The sequence below is a fragment of the Streptomyces sp. NPDC085866 genome, assembly GCF_044541035.1.
Classification (GTDB): Bacteria; Actinomycetota; Actinomycetes; order Streptomycetales; family Streptomycetaceae; genus Streptomyces.
Window position 1 is genome coordinate 91,559 of the sequence record NZ_JBITSQ010000023.1, and the last position, 18,799, is coordinate 110,357.

Genomic DNA, 18,799 nt, shown 5'->3' on the forward strand with positions numbered 1-18,799 from the left:
TCGTGGCTCACCCTTCGATTATGCAGGTATCTGCCTGCATAATGTCAACGACGATATCCGAGCCCAGGGCACGCCACATAGCTGGAACCGTTCTGACCTGCGGTGATGTCGTTCAGTACAGCTGGAGACCGACGCCGGTGCGCGGGGCCGTCAGCGCAGTGCGGCCTCGCCCGCCTGGACGGCGCGCAGGGCGCGCTCGACGGTCGCCCGGTTCTCGCCGACCGGCGCCACGTAGTCGATGACGTCGCGGGCCGCGTCCTCGCCGAGCATTCGGGCGATCACCCACGCGGCCAGATACTGCGACGCCAGACAGCCGCCCGCCGTGGCGATGTTCCCCTCGGCGTGGAACGGCGCGTCCAGCACGGTGACGTCGCAGGCCTCGACGAAGGGCCGGCTCTTCCGGTCCGTGCAGGCGGGCATGGCGTCCAGCAGGCCGAGCCGGGCGAGCACCAGCGCGCCGGAGCACTGCGCACCGATCAGCTGTCGCGCAGGGTCGAGCGGCAGCCTGGAGATCAGCCGGTCGTCGGCGACCACGTCCCGCGTCTTCACGCCGCTGCCGATCAGCACGACGTCGGCCTCGGTCACGAACTCCATCGGGCACTGACCGGTCACCTCGACGCCGTTCATGGACGTCACCACCGGCGTCGGTGTCGTGATGAACGCTTCCAGGCCGTCGTTGCGGCACCGGTTGATCAGCGCGGAGGCGATGAAGCTGTCGAGCTCGTTGAATCCGTCAAAGGTGACCACGGCTACCTGCATGGCGTCTCCTCGCAGCACGGCACGGGAGGCACAGTCTCTCAGGCGCGCCGGACCCGGGTCGCGGGCCGATCGGCGACCAGTGGCCCACGGACGGACGAACGGCCCGGGCGCAGAACCCGGGCCGTCGAGAGGGCATCGGAAGCCCCGTTGCAGATGTGTCGCGTCAGCTGTGGTGGCTCGCCTCGGCGAGGGCGGTCACGAAGCGGAGGGCGTTCACGGTGCCCACGCCGGTGGCCATGTCGTAGCCCTTGACGGCCTTGTAGCCGGTGACACCCTGGTAGCTGTTGTCGGTGCCGTCGTTGACGTCGACGACGCCGGTGTTCCTGAGCTTGGCCAGCTTGTACAGCGCCGCGTTGATGTTGCCGAGCCGGTGGCCCGCCGCCTGGTCGGCGAGGGCGACGATGCCCGAGAAGAGCGGGCTGGCCTCGCTGGTGCCGCCGGTGACGTCCCAGCCGGTGGCGGTCGGGTCGTAGCTGGAGTAGATCCAGGCGCCGCCGTTGACCGCGGCGGCCATCGACACGTCCGGCGTGCCGCGGCGGGTGCCGACGATGTTCTTCACGCCGTCCTGGAAGCCCGGACGGGAGAAGACGTGCGACTGGCCGCCGCCGCCCGCACCGTAGTCGTTGTAGACGCTGTCCGGCTTGACGCGCTCACCCTTGTCGTTCAGGTGGAGCTGGGTGCCGCCGATGGAGGTGACCAACGGGTCCGAGGACGGCCAGGAGTTGACGCGCTTGTTGTAGTAGTGCTTGCCGTCCGCCTTCATGTCGGTGGCACCACCGTCGCCGGAGGAGGCGAGGACGGTCACGTGCTTCCGGTTCGCGGCCTGGAAGGCGTAGCGCAGCTTCTTGATGCTGGAGAAGTCGCCCCGGTTGAAGCCGGGGAACGTGTTCTCCGTGGCGCCGAAGCTCTGGGTGATGACGTCGCCGACGCCCTGGTCGATCAGGTGCTTCTCGGCGGACATCATCTCCGGGAGACCGGTGGTGCCCTCGGTCTCGGAGACGGCCGTCTCCACCAGGACGATCTTGGCTCCGGGCGCCACGGCGTGGGCCATCTCGACGTCCAGGGTGGTCTCGCCGGCCCACCCGGTCATGTCGGAGTTCTTCGGGTCGAAGGCGGGCACGTGGCCCCACTTGACGACCTTGACCTTGGTGCTCGGCAGACCGAACTGCCTGCTGTAGACGTCCAGGTCGTGCTGGACCGTCGGAGAGCCGAACGAGTCCACGATGACGATGGTGCGCCCCTTGCCCGTGATGCCCTTGCGGTACAGCGGGTTGAGGTTGTACGCGGTGCGGTACTGCAGCGGGTTGTAGCAGTTGATGTGCCACTTGGCCTGGCACTGCGCGCTCGGGAGCGGGCTGGCCACGCCATGGACCAGGGTGTGCCCTGCGATGGCCGGAACCGCCTTGGTGTGCGGTACGGCGGCGGGCGCGGCGGTGGTGACGCCGGCCTGCGAGGTGGTCGCCAGCGCGGCGGCGACGAGGGCAGCGGTGGCGGCCGCGGAAGTCGCGACGCCGCGCCCGGTACGGGCTATGTGCATGAATTCCCCTGAGTGGTCCGTGAGTCGGACGAAGTGGTCGACTCGCATCCCATCTAGTGAGTCATGCACAGAACAAGACTATTGAACGGACGATGCCGAATCCTTTACCTGTCAATAGGAACGGCAAAAGGAACGGCCGCAGCCCCCGCACAGTGGGCTGCGGCCGTTCCGTCCGACCTGTCCGTGGCAGGTCAGAGCGCGAGACCGGTGAGAACCAGAACGCGCTCGTATGTGTAGTCCTCCATCGCGAACTTCACGCCCTCGCGACCCACGCCGGACTGCTTGGCACCGCCGTACGGCATCTGGTCGGCGCGGTAGGACGGGACGTCGCCGATGACCACGCCACCGACCTCCAGCGCACGGTGGGCGCGGAAGGCGACCTGGAGGTCGTGGGTGAACACGCCCGCCTGGAGGCCGTACTTGGAGGAGTTGACGGCGGCGAAGGCCTCGGCCTCGCCGTCCACCTTCTGCACGGTGAGGACCGGCCCGAAGACCTCCTCGCACGCGATCGTGGTGTCCGCCGGTACGTCGGTGAGGACGGTCGGCGCGTAGGAGGCGCCGTCGCGGTCGCCGCCCGTGAGGAGGGTGGCGCCGGCCTCGACGGCCTCCTTCACCCAGGACTCCACGCGCTTGGCCGCGTCCTCGCTGACCAGCGGGCCGACGTCGGTCTTGTCGTCGCTCGGGTCACCGGTGGCCTGGGCCTCGACGGCGGCGACGATGCGCGGCAGCAGACGGTCGTAGACGGAGGCGTCCGCGATCACGCGCTGCACGGAGATGCAGGACTGGCCGCCCTGGTAGTTCGAGAAGGTCGCGATGCGGGTCGCGGCCCAGTCGAGGTCGGCGTCGGAGGCGAAGTCGCCGAGCACGACCGCGGCACCGTTGCCGCCCAGCTCCAGGGTGCAGTGCTTGCGCGGCACCGAGTCCATGATCGCGTAGCCGACCTTCTCGGAACCGGTGAAGGAGATGACCGGCAGGCGCTCGTCCTGGACCAGCGCGGGCATCTTGTCGTTGGCGACCGGGAGGATCGACCAGGAGCCGGCGGGCAGGTCGGTCTCGGCGAGCAGGTCGCCGATGATCAGGCCGGAGAGCGGGGTGGCCGGGGCCGGCTTGAGGATGATCGGGGCACCGGCGGCGATCGCCGGGGCGACCTTGTGCGCGCACAGGTTCAGCGGGAAGTTGAACGGCGCGATACCGAGGACGACGCCCTTCGGGAAGCGACGGGTCAGCGCCAGGCGGCCCTGGCCGCCGAGGTCGGTGTCGAGCCGCTGGGCCTCGCCGCCGTTGAACCGCCGGGCCTCCTCGGCCGCGAAGCGGAACACGGACACCGCGCGGCCGACCTCGCCGCGGGCCCACTTGATCGGCTTGCCGTTCTCGGCGGAGATCAGCTGGGCGATCTCCTCGGTGCGCTCGACCAGGCGCTTGCTGACGTGGTCGAGGGCGGCGGCACGGACGTGCGCCGGGGTGGCGGCGAACTCGTCCCGCACGGCGTACGCGGCGGCCACGGCCTCCTCGACCTGGGCGTCGGTCGGCACGCTGACCTTGCCTACGAGACCGCCGTCCCACGGGGAGGTGACGTCGAAGGTGTCCTCGCCGGTGACCTGGCGACCGGCGAGCCAGAAGGCGTGGGTGGCCCCCACAATGTTGTTCTGGGGCATGTGAGTCCCGGCCCTTCCGCGTTGGGGGTGTGCGTGTTCTTTCGTGGTCCACGGTAGGGCGGAGGCGGGCGGGGGTCGCTTGTCCGAGTCGTACTGGTGGGGGCGGGCGATGCTCCGGTTTGGCGTGGTGGGGGCTGGATTCCCGGCTCTTTCGCCCCCGCCGCCCCTACCCGTCCCATCCCCAGGGGCTACGCCTCTTCACCCCCGCCAGGGTGCGGAGCCCCGGTACGGCTACTCCGGTGACGTCGCCTTCAGAGCGAGCCACAGCTCCATCCGGACATCGGGGTCGTCCAGGGAGCGCCCCAGGATCTCCTCCACCCGCCGCATCCGGTACCGCAACGTATGCCGATGCACCCCGAGATCCGCCGCCGCCGCGTCCCACTGACCGTGCCGGGACAGCCACGCCCGCAGCGAGGCGACCAGGTCCCCCCGCCCTGTCGCGTCGTGCTCGTGCAGCGCCCGCAGCAGCCCGTCCGCAAACGCCTTCACCGCATCGTCAGCCAGCAACGGCAGCACGGACCCCGCAGCCAGCTGCTCGTGCTCCACCAGCACCCGCCCCCGCCGCCGCGCGACGGACAGCGCCTGCTCGGCCTGCTTGTAGGCCGCCGCCGCGGCGATCGGTCCGACCGGGGCCGACAGCCCGACGACCAGCTCCACCTCGTCCCCGGCCGCCTGCTCGGGCACGGCCCGCCCCGCCTCCAGCGCCGCCGCGTACGCCGCACACGCGGCCACCGCCGCACCCCCGTCCGCGGCCAGCACCACCAGCCGCTCCCCCTCGGGCACGACCAGCACGGCCTCCCCGGCGCGCGCGGCCGCCGACTCCACGGCTTCCACGATCTCGCCCAGCGCGTCGGCGTCCGCCTCCGTGTGCGCCCGCGCGGCCGAACCGGACGCCGACTCGGCGACGATCATCCGGAAGGGCGCGTCGAGGAGCCCGCCGTACAGGTCACCGGCGACGGCCCGGGCATGATCCGGCTCCCCGGCCAGCAGCATGCGCAGTACGGCCGCGCCGACCCGCTGCTCGGCCGCGTGCAGCGAGCTGGACCGTTCGGTGGTGAGGGTGAGCAGCGCGATCGCGGAGTGGACGGCGTACCGCTCGGCGGTCCCGAGGGCGGCGGCGGTACCCACGGCGAGCGCGGCGCGGGGCCGCCGGCCCGTGCCCAGGGAGTGCAGCTCCACCCGGTCCTCGTTGTCGGGACCGCCGACCACCGAGGAGGCCGGAGCGGACCGCTCCCGCAGCCGTTCGACCTCCGCGGTGAGCCGGCCGGCCCGGCGGCCGGCCCACTCGGGTGCGGTGGCGACGACGGCGCCCGAGGCGTCGTACAGCGCCGCCCACCCGTCGACCTGCGTGGCGAGCGCGCCGAGCAGCCCCTCGGGTCCGGCGTTCAGGGCCTGCTTGGTCAGCTCCCGCTGGGCGGCGAAGCCCGCCGTGACGGCCCGGTACTGGTCGGCGGCGATCGCGGCGGAGACGGCCTTGCTGATGGCGAGGAAGGGAGTGCGGCGCGGCACCTCCAGCAGGGGCAGCCCCTCCTCCTCGGCGGCGTCGACCAGGGCCTTGGGGATCTCGTCGTAGTTCACCCCGACCGCGAAGCCGAGCCCTACGACGCCCGCGCCGACCAGCCGCTTCACATACCTGCGCATCGCCTCCGGATCCTCCGCGTCCAGTTTGAGCGCGGTGATCAGCAGCAGCTCACCGCCCTCCATGTAGGGCACGGGGTCGGCCAGCTCGCTCACGTGCGCCCAGCGGACGGGCACGTCGAGCCGGTCCTCGCCCGCGCGGACGGTCAGCTTGAGCGCGGAATGGTGGACGAGCGAGGCGAGGGTCGGGGGCATGAGGCCTTCAGAGAGGGGAGAACCGAGGAACGGGCAGCGGGTGGGGAGATCCGGTGATCACTGTGATCAATTGGCCGCCGCGTATGAACAGCCTATGCCGATTCTGCCGCACCGTACGGTCCTCGGGTGCCGCCTTCCCTCAGCCCCGCAGATCCACCAGCAACGGCGGAGCGTGCTCCCCCTGCACGGTGGTCAGCGACAGCACCGCATGCCCCGGCGGCACCCCGTGCGCCAGTTCGGAGGCGGACCAGCGCTCGCGCTCCACCTGGCGAACCGTGACGGCCCGGGCGGTGGGTGCCTGTCCGGTGATGACCCGGCGCAGCATGTGCACGGCCTTGCCGGCCGGGGTCTCGGCGATGATCTGCCGGTCGGTGACGTCCCGGGTCTCGGTCCACTCCTTGCCCCACACCTCGGCGAAGTCCTGCCCGTCCCAGGGGGTGAGCCCGGACAGCGCCATCCGGCAGCCGGTGGCACCGAGCAGCGGTCCGCGCAGCGGCCGGGGTACGTCGTCCAGGGTGCGCAGCGTCAGCACGGTGCCCGCGTGGGCCGAGCGCAGCCGCTGGATGCCGCGCACGGACTCCGGGGTGATCACACCGGAGGCGTCGTCCAGCAGCAGGCAGGCGAAGAGCGAGCGGTCCTCCCGTACCGTCACGCTGGCCGTGAACTGGGCGAGGACCAGCCGGGCGAGGATCCGGGAGGCGTCGGCGTGCCCGCGCTGGGGCAGGTCGATGCGGACCCGGACCGGGTGGTCGAGGGCCTTGAGGGAGAACGGCCGGGACTGCCCGGAGGTGTCGAAGAAGGCGGCGAAGGCGGGCCGGTCGAGCAGCGCGATCCGGTCGGCGAGCACCGCGCCGACATCGCCGGGGTGGGCCATCTGCCGCTCCCGCGCGTCCAGTTCCCTGAGCAGCGACTCCTGCCCGGTGTCGGTCAGCGCCTTGCGGAGTGCGGCGAGCGGTCCGGGCGTGCCGTCGAGGAGCTGGCGCAGCTCGGGGACCGAGGGGAAGCGGTCGTGGACGGCGCGGAAGGGGCCGAGCAGCTGGGCGAGGACGGTGGTGGAGCGGCGGCTGTCGCCACCGGGGTGCGGGTCGGCGAGGTCGCCGACGAGGGCCTCGGCGAGTATGGCGGCGGCCTCGTCCGGATCGGTCGTGCCGCCGTACAGGTCGAGGTCGTAGACGGATTCGGGATGCCCGATCCGCACGACGACGTCGTACGCCTCGGTCGGGCCGAGCCCCGCGCCCGCAGCGCCGACGGCCACGACGGCGGCCCGTCCGGCGAGGGCGTGCAGGCACAGCGACTCGGCGAGCGGCCGGATGACCGCGCCGGTCTTGCCGGAGCCGGCCGGGCCGACGGCGAGCAACGAGGTGCCGAGCAGCTCGGGGCCGAGGGCGAGTCCGGAGCCGCGGTAGTGGTACGGGTTGCGGGGGTCGTCGGCGGTGGTGCCGAGCCGCACCTGCCCGGTGAGCAGGTCGTGCCGGGCCTGGCGGGCGGGCAGGTCGCGCTCGCCGGACGGGTGCATACAGGCGGCCGAGCCGTCCTTGAGCACGGCGCCCGTGAAGGAGGCGAGCGTGTGCGTGCCGGACCGTACGCCCTGCCAGGCCCGGCTGATCCGGGCGTGGTCGACGTCCCGCATGAGCCCGGCCTTCGCCTCGGCGGCCAGCCGCTCGGCGGCCTCATGGGCTCCGGCGTGCCGCAGCTGAGGCCATTCGGCGGGGTCCTGCTCGGGGGCGGGCGCGGGCTCGGCGGCGGGTACGGCCTCCCGCCAGGCGGGCGGGCCGAAGCGGCGCCAGACCTCGCCCCAGCGGCCGAGGCGGCCGACGACGAGCATGATGCACACGGCGATGAGGGTGTAGTACGAGTACCAGAGGAGCGCGTTGCCGACCTGGTCGTTGCTCTGGCGCCAGGAGTCCGGGGTGAACAGTTCCAGGGGCAGCACCCACCAGCCACCGAGGTAGCCGTTCCACAGCAGGGACCACACCAGCCAGCCCACGAGGAAGGCGATCAGTGCGCCGCTCAGCAGCTGCCGGGTCGGGATCCGCTCGGGCTCCTGTTCGGGCCGGGGCCGGTACCCGAACCGCCACACGCCCGGCGCCGCCTCCGGCCGGGACGCCCGCAGCCAGGCCAGGAAGGCCGAGCCGTCCGGCCTGGGCGGAACCCCGGGTGGCCCCGCGGGCATGGGCGGCACGGCGGAACCCTCCCGGGGCACCGCCGGGCGCGGCACAGGATTCGCATGCGTACCACGCGCGTCCCGCGTCCCGTCGCTCTCCATCGCCCTTGCCCCCTGACCAGCCGTTCCGTCCACCATCAGCGAGCCAATCTAACGCCCCGACAAAGGGAGTTCACCGTTTACGCGGCCGAGAGGACGCACCGATCGGGCGCGCCCCTCCCCCAGTGCTATGTCCACGACGGACAACCAATCTTCCCGACAACGCCCACATGGAGCATGCCCACCCTCCACTTCCGGCCCTAGCCTGCGAAGAAAGAGACAAGCGTCCGAAAAACGCACCGTCCGGTACCGCCCGGGAACACCCGGTACGCAAGATCATCAGGGAGCCCTCATGACCGCACTTCCGCAGGAGCGCCGCGTCGTCACCGCCATCCCCGGCCCGAAGTCGCAGGAGCTGCAGGCCCGCCGCCTCGCCGCGGTCGCGCAGGGCGTGGGCTCCGTGCTGCCCGTGTTCACGACGCGCGTGGACGGCGGCATCATCGAGGACGTCGACGGCAACCGTCTGATCGACTTCGGTTCCGGCATCGCCGTGACCTCGGTCGGCGGCTCCGCCGAGGCCGTCGTACGCCGCGCGAGCGCCCAGCTGGCCGACTTCACCCACACCTGTTTCATGGTCACGCCGTACGAGGGCTACGTGGCTGTCGCCGAGGCGCTGGCCGAGCTCACGCCGGGTGACCACGCCAAGAAGTCCGCGCTGTTCAACTCGGGCGCCGAGGCCGTCGAGAACGCCGTCAAGATCGCCCGCGCGTACACCAAGCGCCAGGCCGTCGTCGTCTTCGACCACGGCTACCACGGCCGTACCAACCTGACGATGGCGCTGACGGCCAAGAACATGCCGTACAAGCACGGCTTCGGCCCGTTCGCGCCCGAGGTCTACCGTGTCCCCGTCGCGTACGGCTACCGCTGGCTGACCGGCCCGGAGAACTGTGGCCCGGAGGCCGCGAAGCAGGCCATCGACCAGATCACCAAGCAGATCGGCGCCGAGAACGTGGCCGCGATCATCATCGAGCCGGTGCTCGGTGAGGGCGGCTTCATCGAGCCGGCCAAGGGCTTCCTGCCCGCGATCAGCGAGTTCGCCAAGGACAACGGCATCGTCTTCGTCGCGGACGAGATCCAGTCCGGCTTCTGCCGCACCGGCCAGTGGTTCGCCTGCGAGGACGAGGGCATCGTCCCGGACCTGATCACCACCGCCAAGGGCATCGCCGGCGGTCTTCCGCTGGCCGCCGTCACCGGCCGCGCCGAGATCATGGACGCCGCGCACGCGGGCGGCCTCGGTGGCACCTACGGCGGCAACCCGGTGGCCTGCGCCGGTGCGCTCGGCGCCATCGAGACGATGAAGGAGCTGGACCTCAACGCCAAGGCGAAGAACATCGAGGCGATCATGAAGGCGCGCCTCACCGCCATGGCCGAGAAGTTCGACATCATCGGCGACGTCCGTGGCCGTGGCGCCATGATCGCCATCGAGCTGGTCAAGGACCGCGCCACCAAGGAGCCGAACCCGGAGGCGACCGCCGCCCTCGCCAAGGCCTGCCACCAGGAGGGCCTGCTGGTCCTCACCTGTGGCACCTACGGCAACGTGCTGCGCTTCCTGCCCCCGCTGGTGATCGGCGAGGAGCTCCTGAACGAGGGTCTCGACATCATCGAGCAGGCGTTCGCGCGCATCTGAGCGGCTTGTTCGCACCTCTGAAGGGTGCCTACGGCAGGCCGTGTGAAGAAGGTGTGCGGGGTGGATGGCGGGACGCGATTCCGTCTGCCCAAGCGCCTCGGGCTGCCGTAGGTTCTACCCAGATGAGAGATACACCCCGCCCACAGGGGACTGTGGGCGATCTCAGGCCGAGGCCTCCCCAGCTTCGACCTGGTCGTGCCCTCGCGCACACAACCGGGGCCTGACGGCTCCGGGATCTCCTCACCGATCGGACGGTCGCCGCCCCAAACCCCCCGGGGCGCGCGACGTCCCGATCCGGACGGCCGCCTCGGAACCACCCCCCCTGTTCCGGGGCGGCCGACCTCCTTCCTCCCCCGCCGGGTCTGAGAAGCTGGGCCGCGTGTCGACGTCACCGGATCCGCGCCCGAAGTACGCGCTCCTGGCCCTGCCCACGCTCCTGCTCGCCCTGATCATCTGGCAGGTCGTCGCCCACGGCCCGCTCCTGCGCCTCGACGCGCGGTTGAGCCGGCAGCTCGTCCACCCGGACCGGTTCTCCGAACTCCTCTCCGATCTCGGCGACATCCAGGTCGCCGTCCCGGTTCTCGTCCTCGCCCTGGCGTACTCCGCCTGGCGCGGCCGCGCGACGGGTGCGGACCGCTGGTGGCTGCCGCCCGCCGCGGCGGCCGTACTGATGGCGCTGGTCCCGGCGTTCGTCGTCCCGCTGAAGGACTGGACCGCCCGGCCGGGGACCCCGCTGATGCCCCCGGGGGTCGGCTACTTCCCCTCCGGTCATACGGCGACCGCGGCGATCGGGTACGGTTCCGCGACCCTGCTCCTGCTCCCCTGGCTGGGCTCGCCCGCCGCCCGCCAGGCGCTCGTCGGCGTCTGCGCGGCCCTCGTGCTCGGCGTCTCCTACGGCCTGGTCCGCCGGGGCTGGCACTGGCCGCTGGACGTGGTGGCCAGCTGGTGCCTGGGCACGGTGCTGCTGACCACCCTGTCCCTGCTGATCAGCCGAAGTAGGCGTCGAAGTTCTTCTGGAACTCCCAGCCGGAGTAGCGGTCCCAGTTCACCGACCACGTCATCAGACCCCGAAGAGCGGGCCAGGTCCCGTGGGTCGGATACGAGCCGCAGTTCGTCTTCTTCGTCAGGCAGTCCAGGGTCCTGGTGACCTCGGACGGGGCCACGTACCCGTTGCCCGCGTTCGTCGAGGCCGGCATGCCGATCGCCACCTGGTCCGGGCGCAGCGGCGGGAAGACGTTGTTCGCGTCGCCCGCGACCGGGAAGCCGGTGAGCAGCATGTCGGTCATGGCGATGTGGAAGTCGGCGCCGCCCATGGAGTGGTACTGGTTGTCGAGGCCCATGATCGGGCCCGAGTTGTAGTCCTGGACGTGGAGCAGGGTGAGATCGTCGCGCAGGGCGTGGATCACCGGGAGGTACGCCCCGCAGCGCGGGTCCTGGCCGCCCCACTTGCCGGTGCCGTAGTACTGGTAGCCCATCTGGACGAAGAAGGTCTCCGGAGCCATCGTCAGTACGAACTTCGAACCGTACTTGGCCTTCAGGGTCTTCAGGGCCGAGATGAGGTTGACGATCACGGGCGTGGTCGGGTTCTTGAAGTCCGTGTCGTTCGCGTTCAGGGACAGCGAGTGGCCCTCGAAGTCGATGTCCAGGCCGTCGAGACCGTAGGTGTCGATGATGTTCGAGACCGAGGAGACGAAGGTGTCGCGGGCCGCCGTGGTCGTCAGCTGGACCTGGCCGTTCTGGCCGCCGATCGAGATCAGGACCTTCTTGCCGGCCGCCTGCTTGGCCTTGATCGCCGCCTTGAAGTCGGCGTCGCTCTCGACGTTCGGGCACTCGGTGACCGGGCAGCGGCTGAAGCGGATGTCGCCGGAAGTGGCAGAGGTGGGCTCGCCGAAGGCGAGGTCGATGACGTCCCAGCTGTCGGGCACGTCGGCCATGCGGGTGTAGCCGGAGCCGTTGGCGAAGCTGGCGTGGAGGTAGCCGACCAGGGCGTGGGCGGGCAGGTCGGTCGAGCCGCCGCCGGTGCCTGCCGTGGTCGTCGCGGTCACCGCGGCCGACTTGGCGGACTCGCCGGCGTCGTTGCTCGCGGTGACCTGGAAGCTGTACGCCGTCGAGGGCGCGAGTCCGGAGACGGTGGCCGAAGTGCCGCTCGCCGTCTGGACCTTGACCCCGTCGCGGTAGACCGCGTAACTGGTGGCGCCGGTCGCCGCCGACCAGGACAGGGCGACGGATGAGGAGGTGACCGTGCCGGTTCTGAGGCCGGCCGGCGCGGCGGGCGGCTGTCCGGTGCTCGCACCCGGGCCGACCAGCGAGATGTCGTCGGCGTAGTAGGCGCCGGTGCCGTACCAGCCGTGTGTGTAGACGGTGACCTTCGTCGTGGTGGCGCCGGTGGTGAAGGTAGTGGTCAGCTTCTGCCAGTCGGGGGCGGACTGGGTCCAGGTGGAGACGTCGGTGGTGCCGGTGCCGTTCGCGCCGAGGTAGACGTAGGAGCCGCGGACGTAACCGGACAGCGTGTACTGGGCGTTGGGCTGGACGGTCACGGTCTGCGCGCACTGGGCGTTGTCGCTGCCGGCCGGGGTCGCCTGCAGCGCTGAACTCCCGCCGTGCACGGGTGAGTCGACTGTCGTTCCGGCCGTGCAGGTCCAGCTGTCGAGGCCGGACTCGAAGCCGCCGTTCTTCGCGAGGTCCGCGTCGGCCGCACGGGCGGCCGACGAGAGCGCGGTGATCCCGGGTACGGCCAGCAGCGCGGCCGTGAGCAGGGCGAGGACGGATCTGGGGCGTCTGACGCGTCGGACACGGTCCACAAGGGCCTCCGGCGAAGGGGGAGTTGGAGGGGTGGAGCGCACTCAACTTGGTCCAGACCAATCCTGTTGTCAAGGTGTCCGGGCGTCACCCCTCTCCCCTGGCCGGCCCGGCCGCCGCCTCGTGCATCGCCAGTTCCAGCAGCGCCGGGTCGGTCAGCATGCCGGAGCCGTCCGGCGGCACCAGCCAGCGCACACCCCGTGTCGCCCGGCCCGGGTACGGCACGACGATCCAGGTACCGGCTCCGGCGGTGCGGATGCCGGTGCCGAGCCAGCGGGCCGCGGTGCCCGGCGGCACGAAGAAGCCGACCCGGTTGTCACCGAAGTCGACCAGGACCGGGCCGGGTCGATCGAGCACCCGGGTGAGCACATCAAGTGTGGGATAGCCGAGTCCACCAGGCAGGATCAGTACGTCCCAGGCCTTGCCCGCGGGGAGCAGCGCGACCCCGAGAGGGTTGCGCTCCCATTCCCAGCGGCAGGCCTCGGGGTCCGGCGCGACGGACACCAGCCACTCGACCGCCGCCTTCGCCCCTGTCATGAGAATGCCTCCCTCTTCCTCGTCGACGCCGTCGCGTCACGAGGAAGAGGGAGGCCCTGCGGCGGTCATTACGCGGATTCCGGCTCCACTTTGGAGTGACCTGAGTCACATTGCGTGTGGGGCATCACCCACTGGGGGCGTCGGAAAGGGCTCAGCTGTCGAAGCCCAGCCCCAGCCGGTCCATCGTCCGCAGCCACAGGTTGCGGCGGCCGCCGTGCGCGTCCGCGCGGGCGAGCGACCACTTCGTCAGGGCGATACCGGTCCAGGCGAAGGGCTCCGGCGGGAACGGCAGCGGCTTCCTGCGGACCATCTCCAGCTCGGTCCGCTCGGTGCGCTCCCCGTCCAGCAGGTCCAGCATCACGTCGGCGCCGAAGCGGGTGGCGCCGACACCGAGGCCGGTGTAACCCGCCGCGTACGCCACCTTCCCGTGGTGGGCCGTGCCGAAGAACGCCGAGAAGCGGGAGCAGGTGTCGATCGCGCCGCCCCAGGCGTGGGTGAAGCGGACCCCCTCCAGCTGCGGGAAGCAGGAGAAGAAGTGCCCCGCGAGCTTGGCGTACGTCTCCGGGCGGTCGTCGTACTCGGCGCGCACCCGGCCGCCGTAGTGGTGGATCGCGTCGTAGCCGCCCCACAGGATCCGGTTGTCGGCGGACAGCCGGAAGTAGTGGAACTGGTTCGCCGAGTCCCCGAGGCCCTGCCGGTTCTTCCAGCCGATCGAGGCCAACTGGTCGGCGCTCAGCGGCTCGGTCATCAGCGCGTAGTCGTAGACCGGGACGGTGTACGAGCGCACGCGCCGCAGCAGGCTCGGGAAGATGTTCGTGCCGAGCGCGACCCTGCGGGCCCGGACGGAGCCGTACGGCGTCCGTACGGCCATGCCGGCGCCGTACGGCTTCAGGGAGAGCGCGGGCGTGTGCTCGTACACGCGCACCCCGAGCCTGACGCACGCCTCCTTCAGGCCCCAGGCCAGCTTGGCCGGGTGCAGCATGGCCACGCCCCGGCGGTCCCACAGGCCGGCCTCGAAGGTGGGCGAGTTCACCTGCTCGCGCACGGCGTCGGCGTCGAGGAACTCGATGCCGTCGGCGAGGCCCTTCTCCTCCAGCTGCCGGTGCCAGTCGCGCAGCTCCCAGGCCTGGTAGGTCTCGGTGGCCACGTCGATCTCGCCGGTGCGCTCGAAGTCGCAGTCGATGCCGTGCCGGGCGACCGCCGCCTCGATCTCGTCGAGGTTGCGCCGGCCCAGCTCCTCCAGCCGGCCGATCTCGTCCGGCCAGCGGGCAAGGCCGTTGGGCAGGCCGTGCGTGAGGGAGGCGGCGCAGAAGCCTCCGTTGCGACCGGAGGCGGCCCAGCCCACCTCGCGGCCTTCCAGCAGCACCACATCGCGTTGCGGGTCGCGCTCCTTGGCGTTGAGCGCGGTCCACAGTCCGCTGTAGCCGCCGCCGACGACCAGCAGGTCGCAGGTCTCGGTGCCGGTGAGGGCGGGCTCGGCGTGTGGCTTGCCTGGGTCTTCCAGCCAGTACGGGACCGGCTGGGCTTCGGAAAGAGATGCGATCCAGTTGTCTGTACCACGACTCATGGCGCTTGGGGCCATGATTTCAACTCCCTACAGAGCTCTATGCCTTTTGCTTACGGCGGTTGGTGACGAGCATCGAGACCAGGACGAACAGCACGGCGACCAGGAACATGGACGTACCGATGACGTTGATCTGAACGGGGGTTCCGCGCTGCGCCGAACCCCACACGAACATGGGGAAGGTGACGGTCGAGCCCGCGTTGAAATTGGTGATGATGAAATCGTCGAAGGAGAGCGCGAAGGACAGCAGCGCGCCCGCGGCGATTCCGGGTGCCGCGATCGGCAGGGTGACCCGCAGGAAGGTCTGCGCCGGCCCGGCGTACAGGTCCCGGGCGGCCTCCTCCAGACGCGGGTCCATCGACATCACACGCGCCTTGACCGCGGTGACGACGAAGCTCAGGCAGAACATGATGTGCGCGATCAGGATCGTCATGAAGCCGAGCTGGGCGCCCATGTTGAGGAACAGGGTGAGCAGCGAGGCCGCCATGACGACCTCGGGCATCGCCATCGGCAGGAAGATCAGCGAGTTGACGGCGCCGCGGGCGCGGAAGCGGTAGCGGACCAGCGCGAAGGCGATCATCGTGCCGAGGACCGAGGCGCCGATCGTCGCCCAGACGGCGATCTGAAGGCTGATGGACAGCGAGCCGCACATGTCGGCGACGCCGCACGGGTCCTTCCAGGCGTCCGTGGAGAACTGCTGCCACTCGTAGTTGAAGCGCCCCTTCGGCTTGTTGAAGGAGAACACCGTCACGATGATGTTCGGCAGCAGCAGATAGGAAAGCGTCAGCAGTCCCGCGATGACGACGAGATGGCGCTTGAGCCAGGTGACGAAGGACATTTAGACCAGATCCTCCGTCCCGGAGCGGCGGATGTAGACCGTGACCATGAACAGGATCGCGGCCATGAGGATGAAGGACAGGGCGGCCGCCGTCGGATAGTCCAGAATCCGCAGGAACTGCGTCTGGATGACGTTGCCGATCATGCGGGTGTCGGTCGAGCCGAGGAGTTCGGCGTTGACGTAGTCACCGGCCGCCGGGATGAAGGTCAGCAGCGTGCCGGAGACCACGCCCGGCATCGACAGCGGGAAGGTCACCTTGCGGAAGGTGGTCCACGGCTTGGCGTACAGGTCGCCGGCCGCCTCGTGCAGCCGCCCGTCGATCCGCTCCAGCGAGGTGTAGAGCGGAAGGATCATGAACGGCAGGAAGTTGTACGTCAGACCGCACACCACCGCGAGTGGTGTGGCGAGGACGCGGTCGCCGGCCGTCCAGCCGAGGAAGTTGGTGAGGTCCAGGATGTGCAGCGAGTTCAGGGTGTGCACGACCGGGCCGTTGTCCGCGAGGATCGTCTTCCAGGCCAGGGTCCGGATCAGGAAGCTGGTGAAGAACGGCGCGATCACCAGGATCATGATCAGGTTGCGCCAGCGGCCCGCGCGGAAGGCGATCAGATACGCCAGCGGGTAGCCGAGCAGCAGGCACAGGACGGTCGCCGCGGCCGCGTAGAACACGGACCGCAGGAACTGCGGCCAGTACTCGGCCAGGGCGTCCCAGTAGGTCGCGAAGTGCCAGGTGACCTTGTAGCCCTCCTCCAGGGAGCCCGTCTGCACGGACGTGGAGGCCTGGTAGATCATCGGCAGCGCGAAGAAGACGACCAGCCACAGGATGCCGGGGAGCAGCAGCCAGTACGGCGTGAACCGGCCGCGCTTGCGCGGGGCCTGCTTCGCCGCCTCGGCGGGAGCGAGAGGCGGGGGTGCCTCGGTGAGCGTCGACATGTCTACGCGGCCTCTTCCTCGACGGACTCCACGCCGGCGTCGATGTCCTGGGCCGCGTCCAGGCCGAAGGTATGGGCCGGGCTCCAGTGCAGGACGACGTCGGCACCGGGGACGAGCCGTCCGTCGCGCTCCACGTTCTGGACGTAGACCGCGAACTCGTCGCAGACCGGGGTGTCGATCACGTACTGCGTGGAGACGCCGATGAAGCTGGCGTCGGCAATCTTGCCGGTGATGCGGTTGCGGCCCTCGGGTATGGAGCCGGCGTCGTCGGCGTGCGTGAGCGCGATCTTCTCGGGGCGGACGCCGACCAGCACCTTGCCGCCGGTCGTCGCCCGCGCGGAACAGCGCGCCCCGGGCAGCACCAGCTTGCCGCCGCCCGCCTTCAGCACGATGTCGTCGCCGTTCTTCGTGTCGATCTCGGCCTCGATCAGGTTCGAGGTGCCGAGGAAGTTCGCGACGAAGGTGGTCTGCGGGTTCTCGTACAGGTCGTTGGGCGAGCCGAGCTGCTCGACGCGGCCCGCGTTCATCACGGCGACCGTGTCGGCCATGGTCATGGCCTCCTCCTGGTCGTGCGTGACGTGGATGAACGTGATGCCGACCTCGGTCTGGATGCGCTTGAGCTCCAGCTGCATCTGGCGGCGCAGCTTCAGGTCGAGGGCGCCGAGCGGCTCGTCGAGCAGCAGCACCTTCGGGTGGTTGATCAGCGCCCGGGCCACCGCGACACGCTGCTGCTGGCCACCGGAGAGCTGGTGCGGCTTCTTGCGCGCCTGCTCGCCGAGCTGGACCAGCTCCAGCATCTCCTCCACCTGCTTCTTCACGCTCTTGATGCCGCGCCGGCGCAGGCCGAAGGCGACGTTCTCGAAGATGTCGAGGTGCGGGAAGAGTGCGTAGGACTGGAAGACCGTGTTGACCGGCCGTTTGTACGGCGGCAGGTGGGTGACCTCCTGGTCACCGAGGTGCACGGTGCCGCTGGTCGGCTCCTCCAGACCCGCGATCATGCGCAGGGTGGTCGTCTTGCCGCAGCCGGAGGCGCCGAGCAGGGCGAAGAAGGAGCCCTGTGGCACGGTCAGGTCCAGCGGGTGTACGGCGGTGAAGCCGTTGTCGTAGGTCTTGCCGATACCGGTGAGGCGGACGTCGCCGCTGCTGTCTGTCGTCGTCTTCATCGTCGTCACGCCCCTGTGAGCTTTGCGAACTTCTCTTCGTAGGCCGTCTCTTCCTTCTGGCTCAGGGAGCGGAAGGCGTGGGACTTTGCCTGCATGGCCTTGTCGGGAACGATCAGCGGGTTGTCCGCCGCAGCCTTGTCGATCTTCGCAAGGTAGGGCTTCACCCCGTCGACCGGACTCACGTAGTTGATGTAGGCGGCGAGCGCGGCGGCCTGTTCCGGCTCGTAGTAGAAGTCGATCAGCCGCTCGGCGTTCGTCTTGTGGCGCGCCTTGTTGGGGATCAACATGTTGTCCGACGACGTCATGTAGCCGCTGTCGGGGATCACGAAGTCCACGTCCGGGCTGTCCGCCTTGAGCTGGACCACGTCTCCGGCCCATGCGATGCAGGCGGCGAAGTCGCCCTTGGTGAGGTCGGACGTGTAGTCGTTGCCGGTGAAGCGGCGGATCTGACCCTTGTCGACGGCCTTCTGCAGCCGGGCGATCACCGCGTCGAAGTCGTCGTCGGTGAAGTTCGCCGGGTCCTTGCCCATGTCGAGCAGGGTCATGCCGATGCTGTCGCGCATCTCCGACAGGAAGCCGACACGCCCCTTCAGCTTGGGGTTGTCGAGCAGGTCGGAGACCGACTTCACCTCGATGCCGTCGAGCGCCTTCTTGTTGTAGGCGATGACCGTCGAGATGCCCTGCCAGGGGTATGAGTACGCCCGTCCCGGGTCCCAGTCCGGGTCGCGGAACTGGGCCGACAGGTTGGTGTAGGCGTGCGGCAGGTTGGACGGGTCCAGTTTCTGGACCCAGCCGAGGCGGATGAGCCGGGCCGCCAGCCAGTCGGTGAGGACGATGATGTCGCGGCCGGTGTCCTGGCCCGCGGCAAGCTGCGGCTTGATCTTGCCGAAGAACTCGTTGTTGTCGTTGATGTCCTCGGTGTACTTGACCGCGATGCCGGTCCGCTTCTGGAAGGTGTCGAGCGTCGGGTGGCGCTTGCCGCTGTCGTCGACGTCGATGTACTCGGTCCAGTTGGAGAAGTTCACGACCTTCTCCGCTGCCGAGTGGTCCTGTGCGGACGTGCCGCCCTGCGTCTTGCCCGCCGCGGGGATCCCGCAGGCGCTCAGCGCGCCGAGTCCGCCGACCGTGAGCGCGCCGCCCGCGGAGGCGCGCAGCAACGACCGGCGGGTCATCGCTGCCCTGCCGTTGCGCAGGCTGCGCCGCATGGCGGCCACTTGGGCCGGGGTCAGGCGTTCGGGCTCGTACTGCTCCATGCGCGTGGTGCCCTTTCGGGAGGGGTCGGCCTGGTCTGTGG

Annotated in this window: 13 protein-coding genes and 1 pseudogene; 2 read left to right on the forward strand and 12 right to left on the reverse strand. The window is 70.2% G+C overall.

Translation table 11 applies throughout. From position 1 onward, the window contains the following. Positions 1-150 precede the first annotated feature (150 nt). From ACIF83_RS40880 to ACIF83_RS40900, 5 genes are all read right to left on the reverse strand, one after another. On the reverse strand, positions 151-759 hold the full coding sequence (locus ACIF83_RS40880; RefSeq protein ID WP_399735065.1) for an AraC family transcriptional regulator: 609 nt from the start codon (positions 757-759) through the stop codon (positions 151-153). Between the two features lie 163 nt (positions 760-922). Beyond that, positions 923-2,296 carry a S8 family serine peptidase gene (locus ACIF83_RS40885; RefSeq protein WP_393483478.1) on the reverse strand — a complete coding sequence of 458 codons (1,374 nt, stop codon included), beginning with the start codon at positions 2,294-2,296 and terminating at the stop codon, positions 923-925. 191 nt (positions 2,297-2,487) lie between these two features. Then, positions 2,488-3,933 (reverse strand): aldehyde dehydrogenase family protein, encoded by a 1,446-nt coding sequence (locus ACIF83_RS40890; RefSeq protein WP_399735111.1) that lies wholly within the window; start codon positions 3,931-3,933, stop codon positions 2,488-2,490. Positions 3,934-4,182: 249 nt separating this feature from the next. Beyond that, positions 4,183-5,784 carry a PucR family transcriptional regulator gene (locus tag ACIF83_RS40895; RefSeq protein WP_393483475.1) on the reverse strand — a complete coding sequence of 534 codons (1,602 nt, stop codon included), beginning with the start codon at positions 5,782-5,784 and terminating at the stop codon, positions 4,183-4,185. A gap of 139 nt (positions 5,785-5,923) precedes the next feature. Beyond that, entirely contained in the window at positions 5,924-8,050 is a 2,127-nt protein-coding gene (locus tag ACIF83_RS40900) for an ATP-binding protein (protein ID WP_393483472.1), read from the reverse strand. A gap of 289 nt (positions 8,051-8,339) precedes the next feature. On the opposite strand from ACIF83_RS40900, the gene gabT reads away from it, so the two are divergent. Next, entirely contained in the window at positions 8,340-9,674 is a 1,335-nt protein-coding gene (gene gabT, locus ACIF83_RS40905) for a 4-aminobutyrate--2-oxoglutarate transaminase (RefSeq protein WP_399735070.1), read from the forward strand. 736 nt (positions 9,675-10,410) lie between these two features. Further along, positions 10,411-10,608, forward strand: a pseudogene (locus ACIF83_RS40910) (phosphatase PAP2 family protein); the annotation flags it as partial. Between the two features lie 52 nt (positions 10,609-10,660). On the opposite strand, the gene ACIF83_RS40915 reads toward ACIF83_RS40910, so the two are convergent. The 7 genes from ACIF83_RS40915 to ACIF83_RS40945 form a co-directional block, all read right to left on the reverse strand. Beyond that, on the reverse strand, positions 10,661-12,475 hold the full coding sequence (locus tag ACIF83_RS40915) for a chitinase (RefSeq protein ID WP_399735073.1): 1,815 nt from the start codon (positions 12,473-12,475) through the stop codon (positions 10,661-10,663). Positions 12,476-12,560: 85 nt separating this feature from the next. Beyond that, positions 12,561-13,010, reverse strand: a complete 450-nt coding sequence (locus tag ACIF83_RS40920) for a hypothetical protein (protein WP_399735076.1) — start codon at positions 13,008-13,010, stop codon at positions 12,561-12,563. A gap of 151 nt (positions 13,011-13,161) precedes the next feature. Next, positions 13,162-14,592: an NAD(P)/FAD-dependent oxidoreductase gene (locus ACIF83_RS40925; RefSeq protein ID WP_399735077.1), complete on the reverse strand. Its 1,431-nt coding sequence runs from the start codon at positions 14,590-14,592 to the stop codon at positions 13,162-13,164. 22 nt (positions 14,593-14,614) lie between these two features. Further along, positions 14,615-15,412 (reverse strand): ABC transporter permease, encoded by a 798-nt coding sequence (locus ACIF83_RS40930; protein ID WP_393483457.1) that lies wholly within the window; start codon positions 15,410-15,412, stop codon positions 14,615-14,617. After that, positions 15,413-16,342, reverse strand: coding sequence for an ABC transporter permease (locus ACIF83_RS40935; RefSeq protein ID WP_393483455.1), 930 nt, complete (start codon positions 16,340-16,342; stop codon positions 15,413-15,415). It lies immediately after the preceding gene. 2 nt (positions 16,343-16,344) lie between these two features. Next, positions 16,345-17,514 (reverse strand): ABC transporter ATP-binding protein, encoded by a 1,170-nt coding sequence (locus ACIF83_RS40940; protein ID WP_393483452.1) that lies wholly within the window; start codon positions 17,512-17,514, stop codon positions 16,345-16,347. Next, entirely contained in the window at positions 17,511-18,758 is a 1,248-nt protein-coding gene (locus tag ACIF83_RS40945; RefSeq protein WP_398141120.1) for a PotD/PotF family extracellular solute-binding protein, read from the reverse strand. Before ACIF83_RS40945 ends, ACIF83_RS40940 begins: the two co-directional genes overlap by 4 nt. Between the last annotated feature and the right edge of the window lie 41 nt (positions 18,759-18,799).

What these genes read in the sequence shown, in the direction of transcription:
- ACIF83_RS40880 (WP_399735065.1), bottom strand. Translation starts at nt 759, where the DNA reads ATGCAGGTAGCCGTGGTCACCTTTGACGGATTCAACGAGCTCGACAGC.
- ACIF83_RS40885 (WP_393483478.1), bottom strand. Translation starts at nt 2,296, where the DNA reads ATGCACATAGCCCGTACCGGGCGCGGCGTCGCGACTTCCGCGGCCGCC.
- ACIF83_RS40895 (WP_393483475.1), bottom strand. Translation starts at nt 5,784, where the DNA reads ATGCCCCCGACCCTCGCCTCGCTCGTCCACCATTCCGCGCTCAAGCTG.
- ACIF83_RS40900 (WP_393483472.1), bottom strand. Translation starts at nt 8,050, where the DNA reads ATGGAGAGCGACGGGACGCGGGACGCGCGTGGTACGCATGCGAATCCT.
- gabT (WP_399735070.1), top strand. Translation starts at nt 8,340, where the DNA reads ATGACCGCACTTCCGCAGGAGCGCCGCGTCGTCACCGCCATCCCCGGC.
- ACIF83_RS40920 (WP_399735076.1), bottom strand. Translation starts at nt 13,010, where the DNA reads ATGACAGGGGCGAAGGCGGCGGTCGAGTGGCTGGTGTCCGTCGCGCCG.
- ACIF83_RS40925 (WP_399735077.1), bottom strand. Translation starts at nt 14,592, where the DNA reads ATGGCCCCAAGCGCCATGAGTCGTGGTACAGACAACTGGATCGCATCT.
- ACIF83_RS40930 (WP_393483457.1), bottom strand. Translation starts at nt 15,412, where the DNA reads ATGTCCTTCGTCACCTGGCTCAAGCGCCATCTCGTCGTCATCGCGGGA.
- ACIF83_RS40935 (WP_393483455.1), bottom strand. Translation starts at nt 16,342, where the DNA reads ATGTCGACGCTCACCGAGGCACCCCCGCCTCTCGCTCCCGCCGAGGCG.
- ACIF83_RS40945 (WP_398141120.1), bottom strand. Translation starts at nt 18,758, where the DNA reads ATGGAGCAGTACGAGCCCGAACGCCTGACCCCGGCCCAAGTGGCCGCC.